This is a genomic window from Streptomyces sp. NPDC030814 (genome assembly GCF_055572155.1).
Genome location: NZ_JBVIDX010000003.1, coordinates 576,770 through 593,967 on the forward strand (window position 1 = coordinate 576,770; position 17,198 = coordinate 593,967).

At 70.8% G+C, this 17,198-nt stretch carries 17 protein-coding genes; 9 read left to right on the forward strand and 8 right to left on the reverse strand.

Features of this window, described 5'->3' with window-relative positions; translation table 11 throughout:
• Nucleotides 1-211: 211 nt before the first annotated feature.
• The 4 genes from ACZ43N_RS09395 to ACZ43N_RS09410 all read left to right on the forward strand — a co-directional run bounded on the left by ACZ43N_RS09395 (nucleotide 212) and on the right by ACZ43N_RS09410 (nucleotide 3,778).
• Nucleotides 212-1,168 carry a heme o synthase gene (locus tag ACZ43N_RS09395; protein WP_468096194.1) on the forward strand — a complete coding sequence of 319 codons (957 nt, stop codon included), beginning with the start codon at nucleotides 212-214 and terminating at the stop codon, nucleotides 1,166-1,168.
• A 197-nt stretch (nucleotides 1,169-1,365) separates the two neighbouring features.
• Complete coding sequence (locus ACZ43N_RS09400; RefSeq protein WP_055710870.1) at nucleotides 1,366-1,728, forward strand: hypothetical protein; 363 nt, start codon at nucleotides 1,366-1,368, stop codon at nucleotides 1,726-1,728.
• A 57-nt stretch (nucleotides 1,729-1,785) separates the two neighbouring features.
• Nucleotides 1,786-2,892, forward strand: a complete 1,107-nt coding sequence (locus ACZ43N_RS09405) for an amidohydrolase family protein (RefSeq protein ID WP_468096196.1) — start codon at nucleotides 1,786-1,788, stop codon at nucleotides 2,890-2,892.
• Between the two features lie 49 nt (nucleotides 2,893-2,941).
• Entirely contained in the window at nucleotides 2,942-3,778 is an 837-nt protein-coding gene (locus tag ACZ43N_RS09410; protein ID WP_468096198.1) for a DUF4111 domain-containing protein, read from the forward strand.
• A 1-nt stretch (nucleotide 3,779) separates the two neighbouring features.
• Here the strand turns inward: ACZ43N_RS09410 and ACZ43N_RS09415 are convergent, their stop codons facing one another.
• The 3 genes from ACZ43N_RS09415 to ACZ43N_RS09425 form a co-directional block, all read right to left on the reverse strand.
• The gene (locus tag ACZ43N_RS09415) at nucleotides 3,780-4,793 is read right to left on the reverse strand and encodes a COX15/CtaA family protein (RefSeq protein ID WP_468096200.1); all 1,014 of its coding nucleotides are present in this window, start codon (nucleotides 4,791-4,793) and stop codon (nucleotides 3,780-3,782) included.
• A gap of 72 nt (nucleotides 4,794-4,865) precedes the next feature.
• On the reverse strand, nucleotides 4,866-5,582 hold the full coding sequence (locus ACZ43N_RS09420; RefSeq protein WP_468096473.1) for an ABC transporter permease: 717 nt from the start codon (nucleotides 5,580-5,582) through the stop codon (nucleotides 4,866-4,868).
• Between the two features lie 50 nt (nucleotides 5,583-5,632).
• Nucleotides 5,633-6,556, reverse strand: coding sequence for an ABC transporter ATP-binding protein (locus ACZ43N_RS09425; protein WP_468096201.1), 924 nt, complete (start codon nucleotides 6,554-6,556; stop codon nucleotides 5,633-5,635).
• A 292-nt stretch (nucleotides 6,557-6,848) separates the two neighbouring features.
• On the opposite strand from ACZ43N_RS09425, the gene ACZ43N_RS09430 reads away from it, so the two are divergent.
• Nucleotides 6,849-7,763: a glycoside hydrolase family 16 protein gene (locus tag ACZ43N_RS09430; protein WP_468096202.1), complete on the forward strand. Its 915-nt coding sequence runs from the start codon at nucleotides 6,849-6,851 to the stop codon at nucleotides 7,761-7,763.
• A 28-nt stretch (nucleotides 7,764-7,791) separates the two neighbouring features.
• Here ACZ43N_RS09430 and ACZ43N_RS09435 read toward each other — a convergent pair whose 3' ends face one another.
• Genes ACZ43N_RS09435 through ACZ43N_RS09455 form a run of 5 tightly spaced genes read right to left on the reverse strand, consistent with a single transcriptional unit; the run spans nucleotide 7,792 to nucleotide 13,223 of the window.
• Entirely contained in the window at nucleotides 7,792-9,891 is a 2,100-nt protein-coding gene (locus tag ACZ43N_RS09435) for an ATP-binding protein (RefSeq protein WP_468096203.1), read from the reverse strand.
• Nucleotides 9,888-11,369: a glycosyltransferase family 2 protein gene (locus ACZ43N_RS09440; RefSeq protein WP_468096204.1), complete on the reverse strand. Its 1,482-nt coding sequence runs from the start codon at nucleotides 11,367-11,369 to the stop codon at nucleotides 9,888-9,890. Before ACZ43N_RS09440 ends, ACZ43N_RS09435 begins: the two co-directional genes overlap by 4 nt.
• Entirely contained in the window at nucleotides 11,366-12,466 is a 1,101-nt protein-coding gene (locus ACZ43N_RS09445) for a HEAT repeat domain-containing protein (protein ID WP_468096205.1), read from the reverse strand. Before ACZ43N_RS09445 ends, ACZ43N_RS09440 begins: the two co-directional genes overlap by 4 nt.
• Complete coding sequence (locus ACZ43N_RS09450) at nucleotides 12,463-12,837, reverse strand: response regulator transcription factor (protein ID WP_468096206.1); 375 nt, start codon at nucleotides 12,835-12,837, stop codon at nucleotides 12,463-12,465. The genes ACZ43N_RS09445 and ACZ43N_RS09450 overlap by 4 nt, the downstream gene beginning before the upstream one ends.
• Entirely contained in the window at nucleotides 12,837-13,223 is a 387-nt protein-coding gene (locus ACZ43N_RS09455; protein ID WP_468096208.1) for a response regulator, read from the reverse strand. Before ACZ43N_RS09455 ends, ACZ43N_RS09450 begins: the two co-directional genes overlap by 1 nt.
• A 216-nt stretch (nucleotides 13,224-13,439) precedes the next feature.
• On the opposite strand from ACZ43N_RS09455, the gene ACZ43N_RS09460 reads away from it, so the two are divergent.
• From ACZ43N_RS09460 to ACZ43N_RS09475, 4 genes are all read left to right on the forward strand, one after another.
• Complete coding sequence (locus tag ACZ43N_RS09460; RefSeq protein WP_468096210.1) at nucleotides 13,440-14,171, forward strand: helix-turn-helix transcriptional regulator; 732 nt, start codon at nucleotides 13,440-13,442, stop codon at nucleotides 14,169-14,171.
• Nucleotides 14,168-15,592, forward strand: coding sequence for a Fe-S cluster assembly protein SufB (sufB, locus tag ACZ43N_RS09465; protein WP_055537499.1), 1,425 nt, complete (start codon nucleotides 14,168-14,170; stop codon nucleotides 15,590-15,592). The genes ACZ43N_RS09460 and sufB overlap by 4 nt, the downstream gene beginning before the upstream one ends.
• A gap of 89 nt (nucleotides 15,593-15,681) precedes the next feature.
• Complete coding sequence (sufD, locus tag ACZ43N_RS09470; RefSeq protein WP_468096212.1) at nucleotides 15,682-16,875, forward strand: Fe-S cluster assembly protein SufD; 1,194 nt, start codon at nucleotides 15,682-15,684, stop codon at nucleotides 16,873-16,875.
• On the forward strand, nucleotides 16,872-17,192 hold the full coding sequence (locus ACZ43N_RS09475) for a non-heme iron oxygenase ferredoxin subunit (RefSeq protein ID WP_055514965.1): 321 nt from the start codon (nucleotides 16,872-16,874) through the stop codon (nucleotides 17,190-17,192). The genes sufD and ACZ43N_RS09475 overlap by 4 nt, the downstream gene beginning before the upstream one ends.
• Nucleotides 17,193-17,198 lie beyond the last annotated feature (6 nt).

Below are 17,198 nucleotides of genomic sequence, written 5' to 3' on the forward strand. Positions count from 1 at the left end.
GCGGGTTCGGTCGGTCGACATCTGAATACGCAGCCGCTCATCCGACTGCTCAACCGAAGTGTGTTCGGCTCTTCCCGCCGCCCCGTCCAACACGACCCGACCCCCTTGAAAGGCTGGCTCTGGGCAACGTCTACAGTGGCGTGGTACGCGCGAGCCGTTACGGGGAGTTCACATCCGTGGTGCTCGCTGGGAGTCTCTGTCAGGGGTGTGCGTGACGGCCGTCGAATCCCGTCCACCGGGAGTGCTTGGCGCGAGCAGCACGAGCAGCAGCCGGGGTCAGCGGCCGTTCGGGGCCCGCGTCAAGGCCTTCGTGGCCCTCACCAAGCCGAGGATCATCGAACTTCTGCTGATCACCACCGTTCCGGTGATGTTCCTCGCGGAACAGGGCGTGCCGGACCTGTGGCTGGTGCTCGCCACCTGCATCGGCGGCTACCTCTCGGCGGGCGGCGCCAACGCGCTCAACATGTACATCGACCGCGACATCGACGCCCTCATGGAGCGCACCTCGCAGCGCCCGCTCGTCACCGGCATGGTCACCCCGCGTGAGGGCCTCGTCTTCGGCCTGACCCTCGCGGTCGTCTCCACCGTGTGGTTCGGCGTCCTCGTCAACTGGCTGTCCGCCTGGCTGTCGCTCGGAGCGCTCCTTTTCTACGTCGTCGTCTACACGATGATCCTCAAGCGGCGTACGGCGCAGAACATCGTGTGGGGCGGCATCGCCGGCTGCATGCCGGTCCTCATCGGGTGGTCCGCCGTGACGAACTCGATGTCCTGGGCCGCGGTGATCCTCTTCCTGGTCATCTTCTTCTGGACCCCGCCGCACTACTGGCCGCTGTCCATGAAGGTGAAGGACGACTACGCCCGCGTCGGCGTCCCGATGCTCCCGGTCATCGCCTCGAACAAGGTCGTCGCCCGCCAGATCGTCCTCTACAGCTGGGTGATGGTCGCCGTCTCCCTGCTGCTGACCCCCCTCGGCTACACCGGCTGGTTCTACACGACGGTCGCCCTGGTGACCGGCGGCTGGTGGCTCTGGGAGGCGCACGCCCTCCAGAACCGGGCGAAGAGCGGTGTCACCGGCGCCAAGCTCAAGGAGATGCGCCTGTTCCACTGGTCGATCACGTACGTCTCCCTGCTCTTCGTGGCCGTGGCGGTGGACCCCTTCCTCCGCTGAGGGTTCCTCCCCGAGAGACGTCCGCAACAGCGCCCCTCCAGGGGCGCGGGGCTGTACCCATCTGCGGCTCCGCCGCGCGGGCGCCAGCAACCACGACTCACCTGCACGCCCCACCTGTGTCCACGCACTACGGCGAGTGGCCAACCCCACTGCACCCACCGTCGCAGCACTGCCCTACCGATCGGTAGCATCCAGCCATGGCAGACACGAAGCAGCTCGACGAGGCCAAGGACACCAAGGCCGCAGCCAAGGCGGAGCGCCAGGCAGCCAAGATCGCCAAGCAGATCGGCGCCTTCGCGAAGGCGCACGGCGGCGCCGAGGCCCAGGTCGCCTACATCGGCGAGCGCGGCTCCCGCATCGTCCTCGTGGGCGAGGACGGCGGCTGGGGCGACCTCGTCGCCCCCACCCACGCCATCGCCGAGGAGGCCGTGCGCAAGGCCGGCGTCACGGTCCACGAGGACTTCGACGGCGAGTTCGCCGCCAAGGTACGCACCGGCCCCTACGAGTGGTCCCGGATGGCCGGAATCCAGGTCGGGGGACCGGCCAACAGCAACACCTGAGCCCGCCTCACCCGTTAGGACCTGTGGGAGCACACGGTCCAGCGACGGGGAGTCCGGATGATCGAAACGCCGTCCCTCGTGGATCAGTACTGCCACGGCGTACTGAGAACGGAGCTGGGCCTCGGCACCTTCGAGGCCCACCTCGGCCGCGGCGAGGGACCACCGGCGCCCGGCACCACCTTCTTCGACACCCAGACCGGCTTCGCCGTGCGCCGCTGGTGCCCGCCCCTGCTGGGCCTGGAACCGCACTGCCCGCCGGCCCGCTATCTCGCCCGCCGCCGTGAACTGGGCGTCCTGGAGGCGGGCCGCAGACTGCTGCGGGGCAGCGGCATCACCACCTACCTCGTCGACACCGGACTGCCCGGCGACCTCACGGGGCCGAGCGAGATGGCCTCCACGGGCGATGCGGACGCCCACGAGATCGTCCGGCTCGAACTCCTCGCCGAACAGGTCGCCGACACCTCCGGCACCGTGGAGTCGTTCCTCGCCAATCTCGCCGAGTCGGTGCACGGGGCCGCCGCGCACGCCGTGGCCTTCGCCTCGGTGGCGGGCGTACGGCACGGTCTGGCGCTCGCACCCGAACCGCCCGGCCCCGGCGAGGTGCGCGGGGCCGCCGGACGCTGGCTCGCACACCGGCCCGTCGGCGGGACCCTCACCGACCAGGTGCTCCTGCGTCATCTGCTGTGGATCGCCATCGCCTCCGGCCGCCCCCTCCAGCTCCACGCCGGCCTGAGTGAGCCGGGCCTGCGCATCGACAGCACGGATCCGGTCCTGCTCACCGACTTCGCCCGCGCCACGGCCGGCCTCGGCACCGACCTGGTCCTGCTGCACGGCTACCCCTACCACCGCCACGCCGCCCATCTCGCCGGTGTCTTCCCGCACGTCTACGCCGACCTGGGCGCCGAGCTCGTCCGCACCGGGGCGCGGGCCACCGCCGTGCTCGCCGAGGTCCTCGAACTCGCCCCCTTCGGCAAGATCCTGTTCTCCAGCGGCGCCCATGGGCTGCCCGAACTGCATGTCGTCGGGGCCCGCCTCTTCTGTGAGGCGCTGGCCCGGGTGCTGGGGACCTGGGTGGCGGAGGGCGCCTGGTGCCTGGCGGACGCCCAGCGTGTGGCGGCACTGATCGCGGGGGGCAACGCGCGACGGGTGTACGGGCTGGAGTGAGCCGTACGACGGGTGTACGGGCTGGAGTGAGCCGTACAGACTCGGACCCATGACACGGGATTCGACCAGATCCAGGACCGTCGCCCTACACGCGCCGCCCGGCTTACGGGCGCTGCCCGACACCGCCGTCGACACGGGCGCGCTGCCCGGCACGGCCGTCGCGACCGCCAACCTGGTCCGCCGCTTCGTGGACGGGCTGCGCGGCTGCCCGGCCCCGCTCGCCGTCTGGGCCCACGGCTCCGTCGGCGGGGGCGACTACCAGGAGGGCCGCAGCGATCTGGACCTGATCGCCGTCCTCAACGGCCCGATCACGGCCGGGACCGTCTGGCGGGTGGCCCGGCTGCACGCCCGGCTGCGCCACGAGCCGCTCGCCGCCCAGCTCCACTGCACCTACCTGACCCCCGACACGGCGGCCGACACCGGGCGCAGGCACCTCACCTGGGCGCATGAGCAGCTGTTCCGGCGGACGGTCACCCCGGTCACCCGCCGTGAACTGCACACCTTCGGCGTGGTCCTCCACGGCCAACCGCCCGAGGGCCTGCTGCCGCCGGTCCCGGACGTCGAGCTGGACGCCTTCGTCGTACGCGACCAGCGGGAGTTCTGGCGCCCGGCGGTCGACAAGGCCCACCTGTGGGACCGGGACGTCTGGGTCGACCTCGGCCTGCTCACCTTCGCCCGGGCCACCGCCACCCTGCGGGAGGGCCGGTTGATCTCCAAGCGCGAGGCGCTGGAGCTGCTGCCGGAGCTGGGCGCGCCCGTCGAAGTGGTCCAGGACATCCGGCGCCGGCGCTACCGGGAGCCGTCCGGCGAGGTGCCGCGCAGAGGAGAGCTGACCAGGGCGTTCCTCGGCCCGGCGATCGACGACCTGGTACGGACGTACGGCTGACTCAGCCCTGGGCCGTGACCGGCCGCTCCGCCTCCACCGGACGCGGTACGACCGCCTCGTCCGCCGGCCGCTCCCGCAGGGACAGCAGGACCCGCAGGGTGGCGATCCACACCAGGCAGGAGCCGAGCATGTGGGCGCCTACCAGGACCTCGGGGAGGTCGGTGAAGTACTGGACGTAACCGATGACGCCCTGCGCGAGGAGGACCAGGAACAGGTCCCGGGTAGCGCGCAACGGGTCGCGGGGGGCGTCGACCGCCTTGAGGACGAACCACAGGGCGAAGGTCAGCGTGACCACGATCCAGGCGAGTACGGCGTGCAGCTTGGTGATCGTCTCCCAGTTCAGCGGGATGCGCTCGACCTCGCTGGAGTCACCGGCGTGCGGCCCGGCGCCGGTGACGACCGTGCCGACCGCGATCAGCAGCACCGTCACGCCCACCAGGATCCACACCAGCTGCTGCACCGCCCTGCCGACCAGCGGACGCGGGGCGGCGTCGCCCTCCCGGGTGCGGTGCCACATCACGGCGGCGACCGCGATGAGCGCGGTGGACAGCAGGAAGTGCGCCGCCACCGTGTACGGGTTGAGGCCGACCAGCACGACGATTCCGCCGAGGACCGCGTTGCCCATGACCACCCAGAACTGCGTCCAGCCCAGCCGGGTGAGGTCGCGCCGGTACGGCTTCTGGGAGCGCGCCGCGATGATCGCCCAGCCGACCGCCGCACACAGGACGTACGTCAGCATGCGGTTGCCGAACTCGATGACACCGTGGAGGCCCATCTCGCGCGTGGCGGTGAGCGAGTCGTCGGTGCACTTGGGCCAGGTAGGGCAGCCGAGGCCCGACCCGGTGAGTCGCACGGCACCGCCGGTCACCACGATGACCACCGCCATCACGAGAGCGGCCAGGGCCGCGCGCCGGACCGTCCGGGGATCGGGGGTCCAGCGTTCGGCGATGAAGGCGAGCGGGTTGCGCGCAGCGGAGACGAGGTCGTCGCGGGTCACGTTCGGCACGCGCACCATGGTAGGCCGCCGCTTGTGCACGCGTTCACGAGGGGTCGAGCCCCTCCCGGCGCACCGCTGTGACCAGCCGTGTCACTCCCAGCGGAAGAACCGGGCGGCCGTGCCGAGCCCGAGCACCGCCCACACCGCGAGGATCCCGAGGTCCGCCCACGGCATCCCCGCGCCGTGCTGGAGGACGTCGCGCAGTCCGTCGGAGAGTGCCGCGATCGGCAGCAGCCCGAGCACGCTCTGCGCCGCGTCCGGGAACTTGTCGAGCGGCACCACGACGCCGCCGCCCACCAGCAGCAGCAGGAAGACCAGGTTCGCCGCGGCGAGTGTCGCCTCCGCCTTCAGCGTGCCCGCCATCAGCAGGCCGAGACCCGAGAAGGCCGCCGTGCCGAGGACCAGGAGCAGCAGGACGGCGAACGGGTTGCCCTGCGGTGACCAGCCCATCGCGAAGGCGATCACCGTGAGCAGGATCACCTGGAGGGCCTCGGTGACCAGCACGGACAGCGTCTTCGCGGTCATGAGGCCCCAGCGGGGGAGCGGGGAGACCGCCAGCCGCTTCAGGACGCCGTAGCGACGCTCGAAGCCGGTGGCGATGGCCTGCCCCGTGAACGCCGTCGACATCACCGCGAGAGCGAGGACACCGGGTGCCAGGAAGTCCACGGCCGTGCCCTCGCCGGTGTCGACGATGTCCACCGACCCGAACAGAACGAGCAGCAGGGCGGGGATCACGACCGTCAGGAGCAGCTGCTCGCCGTTGCGCAGCAGCATCTTCGTCTCCAGGACCGCCTGCGCCGCGATCATGCGGGGGAGCGGGGCGGCGCCGGGCCTCGGCGCGTAGGTACCGGTGGTGGTCACGAACGCAGCTCCTTGCCGGTCAGTTCGAGGAAGACGTCTTCGAGGGTGTGCCGCTCCACCGAGATCCGGTCCGGCATCACTCCGTGCTGGGCGCACCAGGAGGTGACGGTCGCGAGGAGCTGCGGGTCGACCTTGCCGGTCACCCGGTAGACACCGGGCGTCAGTTCGGCGGCGGTGGAGTCGGCGGGCAGCGCCTTCAGCAGCGAACCGACGTCGAGGCCGGGGCGGCCGGTGAAGCGGAGGGTGTTCTCGGCGCCGCCGCGGCACAGTTCCTCGGGGGTGCCCTGGGCCATCACCTTGCCGGCGTCGATGATCGCGACGTCGTCGGCGAGCTGCTCGGCCTCGTCCATGTAGTGCGTGGTCAGGATGACCGAGACCCCGTCGGCGCGCAGATCCCTCACGAGGTCCCAGGTGGCCCGGCGGGCCTGCGGGTCCAGACCGGCGGTCGGCTCGTCGAGGAAGACCAGCTCGGGGCGGCCGACCACGGCCATCGCGAGGGCGAGCCGCTGCTGCTGCCCGCCGGACAACCGCCGGTAGGTGGTGCGGCCGCAGCCGCCGAGCCCGAGGCGCTCGATGAGGGCGTCCACGTCGAGCGGGTGCGCGTGCAGCTTGGCCACGTGCCGCAGCATCTCGTCCGCGCGCGCCCCCGAATAGACGCCGCCGGACTGCAGCATGACACCGACCCGCGGCCGCAGCTCGGCCGACTGCGCCACCGGGTCGAGGCCGAGGACGCGCACCGTGCCGGAGTCCGGCTTCCGGTACCCCTCGCAGGTCTCGACCGTGGTCGTCTTGCCCGCCCCGTTCGGGCCGAGCACGGCGGTCACGCCCTCCCGGGCCACCAGGTCGAGGCCGTCCACCGCGGTCTTCGTGCCGTACCGCTTCACCAGGGCCTGGATCCGGACCACGGGCTCACATCGCATGGCCCCGAGTCTAGGGAGGCGCTCACGCCCCGGGACCGGCGGGTGGGTGCACGCCTCGTCCGCACCCTTTCGAGAGCCCTCCGTCTCGAGGCGGCCGCACCGCCGGCACCAGGGGTTCCCGCGGCCGTCGCACATCGGTGCAAGAGCCGCCACCTCGAGCATTCTGGGCTGATCGGGTGAAGCGGTCCTGACTCGCATATGCCGATCTTCTGACGGTGCTTCACTTGCCATGGTCTGCCCCGGGCGACAGGTGGACCCCTTCTCCCTTCCCCTGAAAGGCAGTTGACCCCTCATGATCGGATTCTCCTCGCGCACCCGGCTCAGGGCCGCGGCCGCACTCGTCGCCTGGGGGCTGCTGGGCGCGGCCCTCGCGGTGCTGCCCGCCCCGCGGGCGGTGGCCCAGCCCGTGCTGGGACCGCAGCTCTTCGACGACCTGGCCTACAGCACCCACCAGGATCCGCTCCTCGCCCAGCGCGGCTGGACCCTGCGGTCCGGCCAGGGCGGGCCCGGCGTGCCCGGCGCCACGTGGCAGCCGCAGAACATCACCTTCGCCACCGAGGCCGGCGCCTCCGTCATGACGATGCGTTCCGGCACCAACGGCACGGCGGCCGGCACCGAACACACCGAGATCCACCAGCAGCGCAAGTTCCAGTACGGCACCTATGCGGCGCGGGTGCGCTTCAGCGACGTGCCGATCTACGGACCCGACGGCGACCGCATGGTGCAGACGTTCTTCACCATCTCGCCGCTGAACTATTCGATGGACCCCGCCTACAGCGAACTCGACTTCGAGTACCTGCCCAACGGCGGATGGGGCATTCCCGGCAGCGCGCTGCTCGCCTCCTCCTGGGAGACGTACTCGGAGGACCCACCCCAGGAAGAGCACGTCACCACCGAGGAGCGCGCGAGCTTCTCCGGCTGGCACGACCTCGTCATCACGGTCGACGGCACGGCCGTCACCTACTACGTCGACGGCCGGCTCTTCGCCACGCACGGCGAGCCGTACCTGCCCGAGTCGATGATGAGCATCCGGTTCAACCACTGGCTGATCAACCTGACGGGGATCAACAGCCGGAAGACCCGCGCGTACGAGGAAAAGGTCGACTACGTGTACTTCGCCCAGAACCAGGTCCTGAGCCCCTCGGAGGTGCAGGCCGCGGTGGCCGACTACCGGTCTCGTGGGGTGACCTTCGAGGACACCGTCTGAGCGGGGACCGGCGCTTGACGGGGCGGTCTCAGGAGGAGGCCGCCCCGTTCTGGCCGGTGATCGGCAAACGGGCGGTGAAGGTGGTGCCCCGGCCCTCCTCGGAGCGCACCTCCATCTCGCCGCCGTGGTTCGCCACGATGCTGTGGACGATGGTCAGTCCCAGACCGGTGCCCGGGATGGCCGCGTCGGTGGCGTTCGAGGCACGGAAGAACCGCTGGAACAGCCTCTCCTGCTCGGCCGCCGGAATGCCGATGCCGTTGTCGCTGACGGTGAGGACCGCCTCACCGTTGTGGGCCTCGGCGCCCACGGTGACCTTCCCGCCCTCCGGGGTGAACTTCACGGCGTTGGACAGCAAATTCATCAGGACGCGGTCCAGTTGGTCGCCATCGGCCTCGAGCACCAGGGGCCGCGACGGGCAGTGCGTCTCCAGGGCCACCGAGGCGGCCTCGGCGGCCGGGCGGATCGCGTCGGCCGCCGACGCCACCAGACCGTGCAGGTCCACCGGCTTCTTCATGGAGCCGAAGGTCCCCGACTCGATGCGGGAAAGGGTGAGCAGATCCTCGATGAGCGCCCGCAGGCGGTTGGCGTTGCGGTCGACCACGTCCAGCATCCGCAGCTGCGGCGGGGTCAGCGGCCCCGTCTCCTCGTCCTTCAGCAGCTCGACGTACCCCACGATGCTGGTCAGCGGGGTGCGCAGCTCATGGGAGACGGTGGACAGGAAGTCGCTCTTGGCCTTGTCCAGCGCGCGCAGATTCTCGACCAGACGCGTCTCCTTCTCGTACAGCAAGGAGGTGTGCAGTGCGCGGCCCACACCGCTGGCCATGGACTCGGCGATCTCGACCTCCACCGGACGCCAGGGGCGGTCGCCGCTGGTACGGGCCGCGCACACCGCGCCGATCGGTTCCCCGCCGACTCCGATCGGTGTGACCACCGCCGACTCCAGGCCCAGCGCCGCCGCGGCGGCCCGGTTCTCGGCCGGCATGCCGACCTGTCCGAAGGAACCCGGGGCTCCCGTCATCGGGGTGGGGCCGGACAGATAGCGGGGCAGGTCGGCGACCAGCCAGACCGTTCCCCGCCGGTAGTGGTCGCGGACCACGTCCGCCGGGAGCGGCGGTATGGCCCGGGCCTCCGCCTCGGGCAGCAGACCCCGCTCGGCGGACCACACCCGGGCCACCGGGAAGGCGGAGCCGCCGTCGTCCGTGAGCAGGATGAAGACGTAGTCGGCGGCGAGGATCTCGCCCATGCCGGCGCACGCGGTGTCGAGGGCGTAGTCCACGTCGAGGCGGTCCCTGATCCGGATGCCCAGCGCGCGCGCCGCCTGCGACAGGCCCGCGCGTTCCCGCTCGACCCCGCGCAGCCGGTCGCTCTCGTCGGCGAGCACGTTGACCGACCGGGCCACCGCCCTGATCTCCTCCGGCCCCGCCTCCCGCGCCCGCGCCGAGTGCTCGCCCGCCGCCAGCCGGCCGAGCGTCCGAGCGGTGCTCATGAGCGGCCTGGTCAGGGCGCGGGTGGTGCGCACGGACGCCAGGACGGCGACCGCTCCGCCCACCGCGAGCAGGGCCCCGATGCCCCCGATGCTGGTCTCCAGGATCGTTTCGGCCCGCTCGTCCTGACGCTTCATCTCCCGTTTGAGGCTCAGGTCGAGGCGCCGGTTGGTGGCGTCGAAGGCCGCGAACCGCCGGGCCGCCCGGACGGTCAGCCGGTTCACCTCGTCGCTGCCCGGAGCGGCCTTCGCCTGCCGGTCGGCGACGGCCACATAGGCACGCAGCTCCCGTTCCTGCGCCGACAGGTTCCGCCGGGCCGCACCGGTGGTGTCATCGAGGGCGGCGGCGAGGACGGCGAAGGACTGTTCACGGGCGCGTTCGTAGCCGACGAGCTCCGTCTCGTCGCCGGTGAGGAGATAGGTGCGTACCGCACGGTGCATGTGGATCGCCTGCTCGCGCACATGCAGGTTCTCCCGCACCTGCGGCTCCAGCTCGGTGAGGACCTGACGGTGCACCCTGTTCGCCATGGCGGTGGTGATGAGCGCTCCCGCCCCCACGATCAGCAGGAGGGCGATCAACAGCGCGAAGGTCGCCGTGAGCCGGCGTGCCACACGGACGCCGTGCCGCCGCGGGGGCGTCCTCATCTCCGCTTCCCGCCTTCCCGGATCTGTTCGGAGCCGAATCCGCTGCGTGCCATCGAGCCCCACACCTGCGGGGCCCGGTGCAGCGCGTCCCACATGCCCCGCAGTCGCCACCACGCGGTGAACTGGCGGTAGCCGACGTTCTCGACGACGACACCGACGAAAGCGCCCCACACGTCACGCCACCGCGAGAACCGGTGGTACGCGTACTCCTCCACCGCGACCGACACCAAACTGACGATCATGGCGTAGACGTACGCGGCGAGCAGGAAGCGCCACAGAAAGGTCACGTCGACCGCGCCGAGCAGGACCCCGAGGGGCACCAGAACCAGCCCGGCGAGCTCCACCAGCGGGGCCGCCAGCTCGAAGAGCACGTAGAACGGCATGGCCATCGTCCCGACGCGCCCGTACCGCGGGTTGCCGATCATGCGGCGGTGCTTGAGCAGGATCTCCGTCAGACCGCGCTGCCACCGCCGCCGCTGGCGCCCCAGCACCCGCAGCTCGGAGGGTGCCTCGCTCCAGGAGATCGGCTCCGTGACGAAGACGATGCGGTAGTCGCGGCCCTGTTCCCGCATGTGCCGGTGGAGGCGGACGACGAGCTCCGCGTCCTCGCCGATGCAGTCCGGGTCCATCCCGCCCACCGCCACCACCGCGTCCCGCCGGAACAGGCCGAAGGCACCGGCGATGATCAGCAGTCCGCCGACCTTGGACCATCCGGTCCGGCCGAGGAAGAAGCCGCGCAGATACTCGACGACCTGCGCCCGGCCGAGCGGGTCGGCGGGCACGTGCGCCTCGACCACGCGTCCCGCCTTCACGGTGCAGCCGTTGGCGATCCCGACCACACCACCGGTGGCGATCACCCGCAGCGGATCGTCGCTGAACGGCTTGGCCACGGCGAGCAGCGCCTGCGAGTCGAGGATGGAGTCTGCGTCCACCATGCACACCAGCGGGTAGCGGGCCAGGTTGATCCCGACGTTGAGCGCGTCGGCCTTGCCGCCGTTCTCCTTGCGGACCACCACCAGATGCACCGGTCCGCCCCTGGGCAGATGCAGCGAGACCACCGAGCCCCGCAGGGGGACGTCCTCAGGGACGACATGGTCGACCTCGGCGAGGTCGAAGGCTTCGACGAGGGTCTCCAGGGTGCCGTCGGTGGAGCCGTCGTCGACGACGATGACCTCGAACACCGGATAGTGCAGCAGCAGCATGGCCCGGACGGCCTCCGTGATGCCCGCCGCCTCGTTGTAGGCGGGCATGATCACCGAGACGGGCGGGGTGAAGGGGCTGCCCGCGGCGTCCTCGTAGCCCGCGAAAGCTGCCCGGCGCATTCTCCTGGCGATCTCCCCGAGGGCGACGAGGTTGAGCACCAGATGCCCGCTGTTGATGGCCAGGAAGTACAGGATGATCACGGTGTCGGACACTGTGATCACGTCGTGCAGGGCACCCAGCGGTCCCTCCCAGACGCCGTTGGCCGCGACGTTCACAGGCTCACCTCCACCAGGACGTCCTGCCGCGTGCCGCCGACGGCCGCCTCCGCGAGCACGGCCCTGGCCTGTGCGGCCGCCCGCGTGTCCGGGCGGTCGCGGACGGCGCCGCGCAGCGCCGCCACGCCCGTCGGGCCGAGTCGCAGCAGGGCCCGCGCCCCGGTGCCGGCCACGTGCGGGTCGGGATCGCCGAGCAGTGCGGCCAGCGGGTCGGTCGCGGCCTCGGCGCCCAGGTTGCCCAGGGCGCCGGCGGCCACGATGCGCAGGGCGGCCGGCCGGCCGGGGCGGATGGCCGCCAGCAGCGGCTCCAGGCCGTCGGGCATGCCCAGCCTGCCCAGCGCGCGCGCCGCCCGGATACGGACCTCGGTCTCGGGGTCCTCGCGCAGGGCCCGGACGATGTCGGGGGTGCGGGCGATCGCACCGGTCACCCCGAGCACCTCCACGGCCACGGCCCGCACGAGGGGCACCGGGTCCCGGAGCCCCGCCGCGATCCGGTGCCACGCGTCGGCCCCGAGGGAGGTCAGCGCCGCGGTGATGATCTTGGGTGACACGGCGCGCGGTCCGTGCAGGCTTCTCAGCAGATGCGGTACGGCCGCCGGATCATCGGTCCGGCCCAGGGCCCGTGCCGCGGCCAGCCGCACCTCCCGGTCGTGGTCGTCGAGCAGACGGCACAGCGACGGGGTGGCCGGACGGTGGCGCAGCTGACCGAGCACCTGCGCGGCGCGCCCCCGCCGGACCGCGCTGCGGCTGCCCAGGTCGGCGACGGCCTCCGCGGCGGAGCCGCGCATCTCGTACAGCCGGACCAGCGCCGTGCGGGCCCTGCCGGACACCTTGCCCAGCATGGCCGCCACGGTCGGCTCCAGCGCCGCCCAGGTGCGCCGGTCGATCCGCGCCATGCGCTGCAGCAGCTCGCCGTGTTCCTCCTCCGGCGCGCACAGCAGCTCCAGCAGCAGGTCGCGCACCGGCGCCGCGACCCGCTCACGTCTGCGCCTGCGGTACGTACGGGCGCCGCGGATGCCCGTGACCAGCAGCGTCAGCGCCAGTCCCACGCCAAGCAGGTAGAGCAGCGCGTCGGTGACGAAGTCGAGCGGGATCACCGCTCGGCCCGGGTGAGCACCGCGTTGACCCGGCTGGACAGCTCGCGCGGGCTGAAGGGCTTGACGATGTAGTCGTCGGCGCCCGCCGAGAAGCCGAGTTCGACGTCTCCCTCCTGGGAGCGGGCGGTGATCAGGATGACCGGGAGCGACGCGGTCTCCTCCGCCGCGCGCAGCTCGCGGCAGACGTCCAGCCCGGACATCCCCGGCATCCGGATGTCGAGGAGCACGAGATCCGGCGGACGCTCGCGCAGTGCGCGCAGTGCGGCCATGCCGTCCTCGACGGCCGTGACGTGGTGGCCGCTCTGTTTCAGCTTGAACGCGACGAGGTCCCGGATGTCGGCGTCGTCGTCGGCTACCAGCACACGGGCCATTACTCCTCCTGCGATGCGGAACGGCGGTGGGAGGCGACGAGGCCTGCCACCGCCGCCTGCCGGAACGGCTTCGCCAGCAGTCCGTCCGTCGGGAGCTCGCCCAGGTCCTCCCGGTCGAGCACGGAGGCGACGACGAGACGGCACCGTTTCGTCCGCTCGTCCGCTCGCATTCTGCGGATGACCTCCCGCCCGTCGATGCCGGGCAGCAGTACGTCGACGATCGCCATGTCCGGGGGATCGGCGAACGCCAGGTCGAGCCCCTTCTCACCCGAGTCCGCGGTGGTCACGCGGCAGCCGAGGGCACCCAGATGCCGCGTCAGCAGGGCACTGACGTCCTGGTCGTCGTCGATCACCAGGACGTGGAGGGGGCCGCGTTCACCGTCCATTCGCCATCCCGATCAGTAGGCGGATGCCTACAAAATAGGATTATTTGTCACCTATCGCCACACAGGGAACACAAGTCACACGGGTGCCTCGCCGCCGGTGATCGATCAAAGATCGTTTCGGCAGGTGGGATTAGGTATGCCTAAGTGATGCAGGGCACGGTCGGGTCCCCCGGGCGCGGCTTGCCCCCCTCCGCGGAATTACGCAACAATGGCGTTGTGAAAAACGTGGGCGCGGCTCCGCAGGAGGAACTCGCGACCGGTGAGCGATCGACACGCAACCGGGTCGCGCGCTCCATCCTGGACCACGGCCCGTCCACCGTGGCCGACTTGGCCGCCCGCCTCGGCCTGACCCAGGCCGCCGTCCGCCGACACCTCGACGCCCTGGTCGCCGACGATGTCGTGCAGCCCCGTGAGCAGCGCGTCTACGGCGCGCGCACGCGCGGGCGCCCGGCCAAGGTGTTCGCCCTGACGGACTGCGGCCGCGACGCCTTCGACCAGTCGTACGACAAGCTGGCCGTGGACGCGCTCCGCTGGATCGCGGACCAGGAGGGCGGGGAGCAAGCCGTCGCCGCCTTCGCCCGCGCCCGGGTCGCCGCGCAGGCGGGCGAGTACCGCAAGGCCGTCGAGGCGGCCGCCCCCGAAGAGAAGACCGAAGCCCTGGCCAAGGCCTTGAGCGTGGACGGGTACGCTGCTACGGCACGCAGTGCCCCGCACCCGCATCAGGGTGAGCAGCTCTGCCAGCACCACTGCCCGGTAGCCCATGTGGCCGAGCAGTTCCCGCAGCTCTGCGAGGCCGAGACCGAGCTCTTCGCCGAACTGCTCGGTACACACGTCCAGCGGCTGGCCACCATCGCCCACGGCGACGGCGTCTGCACGACGTTCATCCCCAGAGTTTCCAAGACAGCCACCAACGCATCCGCAAGCACGGCCGGGAGGAACCCCGCATGACTCTCCCCATCGAGGAGACCGCCCACCCTGAGCTCGAGGGCCTGGGTAAGTACGAATACGGCTGGGCGGACTCCGACGAGGCCGGTGCCGCAGCGAAGCGCGGCCTGAACGAGGACGTCGTCCTCGACATCTCCGGCAAGAAGTCCGAGCCGGAGTGGATGACGAAGCTGCGTCTCAAGGGCCTGAAGCTGTTCGAGAAGAAGCCCATGCCGAACTGGGGCTCGGACCTGTCGGGCATCGACTTCGACAACATCAAGTACTTCGTGCGCTCCACGGAGAAGCAGGCGGAGTCCTGGGAGGACCTGCCCGAGGACATCAAGAACACCTACGACAAGCTGGGCATCCCCGAGGCGGAGAAGCAGCGCCTCGTCGCCGGTGTCGCCGCCCAGTACGAGTCGGAGGTCGTCTACCACCAGATCCGCGAGGACCTGGAGGAGCAGGGCGTCATCTTCCTCGACACCGACACCGCGCTGAAGGAGCACCCGGAGCTCTTCAAGGAGTACTTCGGCACCGTCATCCCGGCCGGCGACAACAAGTTCGCCGCGCTGAACACCGCCGTGTGGTCCGGCGGCTCCTTCATCTACGTGCCGAAGGGCGTGCACGTCGAGATCCCGCTCCAGGCCTACTTCCGAATCAACACGGAGAACATGGGCCAGTTCGAGCGGACCCTGATCATCGTCGACGAGGGTGCCTACGTGCACTATGTCGAGGGTTGTACGGCCCCGATCTACAAGTCGGACTCGCTGCACTCCGCGGTCGTCGAGATCATCGTCAAGAAGAACGCCCGCTGCCGCTACACGACCATCCAGAACTGGTCGAACAACGTCTACAACCTGGTCACCAAGCGCGCCGTCGCCTACGAGGGCGCCACCATGGAGTGGATCGACGGCAACATCGGCTCCAAGGTGACGATGAAGTACCCGGCCGTCTACCTGATGGGCGAGCACGCCAAGGGCGAGACCCTCTCCATCGCCTTCGCGGGCGAGGGCCAGCACCAGGACGCCGGCGCCAAGATGGTCCACATGGCCCCGAACACGTCCTCGAACATCGTCTCGAAGTCCGTGGCGCGCGGCGGTGGCCGCACCTCCTACCGCGGTCTGATCGAGATCGGCGAGGGTGCCCCGGGCTCCAAGTCGAACGTGCTGTGCGACGCGCTGCTCGTCGACACGATCTCCCGCTCGGACACGTACCCGTACGTCGACGTCCGTGAGGACGACGTGTCCATGGGCCACGAGGCGACCGTCTCCAAGGTCTCCGAGGACCAGCTCTTCTACCTGATGAGCCGCGGTCTGTCGGAGGACGAGGCCATGGCGATGATCGTGCGCGGCTTCGTCGAGCCGATCGCCAAGGAACTGCCCATGGAGTACGCGCTGGAGCTCAACCGGCTGATCGAGCTGCAGATGGAAGGCGCGGTCGGCTGACCCCAGACCTTCCGGTCCAGCAGCAGGCGGCCCGCCTCTCCGGGGCGGGCCGAAGATCGTAAACGTAGGAAGAGAGCAGACCGACAGCCATGGCTGAGGCTCAGAACATCCCGGTGGGGAGCACCACCGCCGGCTCGATCGCGGTGGCCGCCGAGTCGACCGTCGTCTCGCGCATGAGCGCGCCCCCGTCCTTCGACGTGGCGGACTTCCCCGTGCCGCACGGCCGCGAGGAGGAGTGGCGCTTCACCCCGCTGGAGCGACTGCGCGGGCTGCACGACGGCACCGCCGTCGCCACCGGTGACGGCATGAAGGTCGACGTGCAGGCCCCCGAGGGCGTCACCGTCGAGACCGTCGGCCGCGACGACGCCCGCCTCGGCAAGGCAGGCACCCCGGTGGACCGCGTCGCCGCCCAGGCGTACTCGGCGTTCGAGAAGGCCGGTGTGATCACCGTCCCCAAGGAGACGGTCCTCACCGAACCGATCCGCATCGCCGTGCACGGCGAGGGCGGCACCGCCTTCGCCCACCAGGTCGTCGAGCTCGGTGCCTTCGCCGAGGCCGTCGTCGTCATCGACCACACCGGTGACGCCGTGCTCGCCGCCAACGTCGACTACATCCTCGGTGACGGCGCCAAGCTGACCGTCGTCTCCGTGCAGGACTGGGACGACAAGGCCGTGCACATCGCCCAGCACAACGCCCTCGTCGGCCGGGACGCCTCCTTCAAGTCGGTCGTCGTCACCTTCGGCGGCGACGTCGTCCGCCTCCACCCGCGGGTCACCTACGCCGGCCCCGGCGGCGAGGCCGAGCTGTTCGGTCTGTACTTCACCGACGCCGGCCAGCACCAGGAGCACCGCCTGCTGGTCACGCACAACGTGCCGCACTGCAAGTCCAACGTGGTCTACAAGGGCGCCCTCCAGGGCGACAACGCCCACGCGGTGTGGATCGGCGACGTCCTCATCGAGGCCGCGGCCGAGGGCACCGACACCTACGAGATGAACCGGAACCTCGTCCTCACGGACGGCGCCCGCGTCGACTCCGTGCCCAACCTGGAGATCGAGACCGGCGAGATCGTCGGCGCCGGCCACGCCTCGGCGACCGGCCGCTTCGACGACGAGCAGCTCTTCTACCTGATGGCCCGCGGTATCCCCGCCGAGGAGGCCCGGCGCCTCGTCGTGCGCGGCTTCTTCGCCGAGCTGGTCCTGCAGATCGGCGTCGACGACATCGAGCAGCGCCTGCTGGAGAAGATCGACGAGGAGCTGGAGACCGTGTCTGGACCGGGCCGATGACCACCTTCGTACGCGCCTGCGGGCTGAGCGAGCTGGAGGAGGACACCCCGAAGCGGGTGGAACTCGACGGCACGCCGGTCTCGGTCGTGCGGACCGAGGGAGAGGTGTTCGCCATCCACGACATCTGCTCCCACGCGAACGTCTCGCTCTCCGAGGGCGAGGTGGAGGACTGTCAGATCGAGTGCTGGCTGCACGGCTCCGCGTTCGACCTCCGCACCGGCAAGCCGTCCGGCCTTCCCGCGACGCGCCCCGTCCCCGTATACCCCGTAAAGATCGAAGGGGACGACGTGCTCGTCTCCCTCACCCAGGAGTCCTGAGGCACC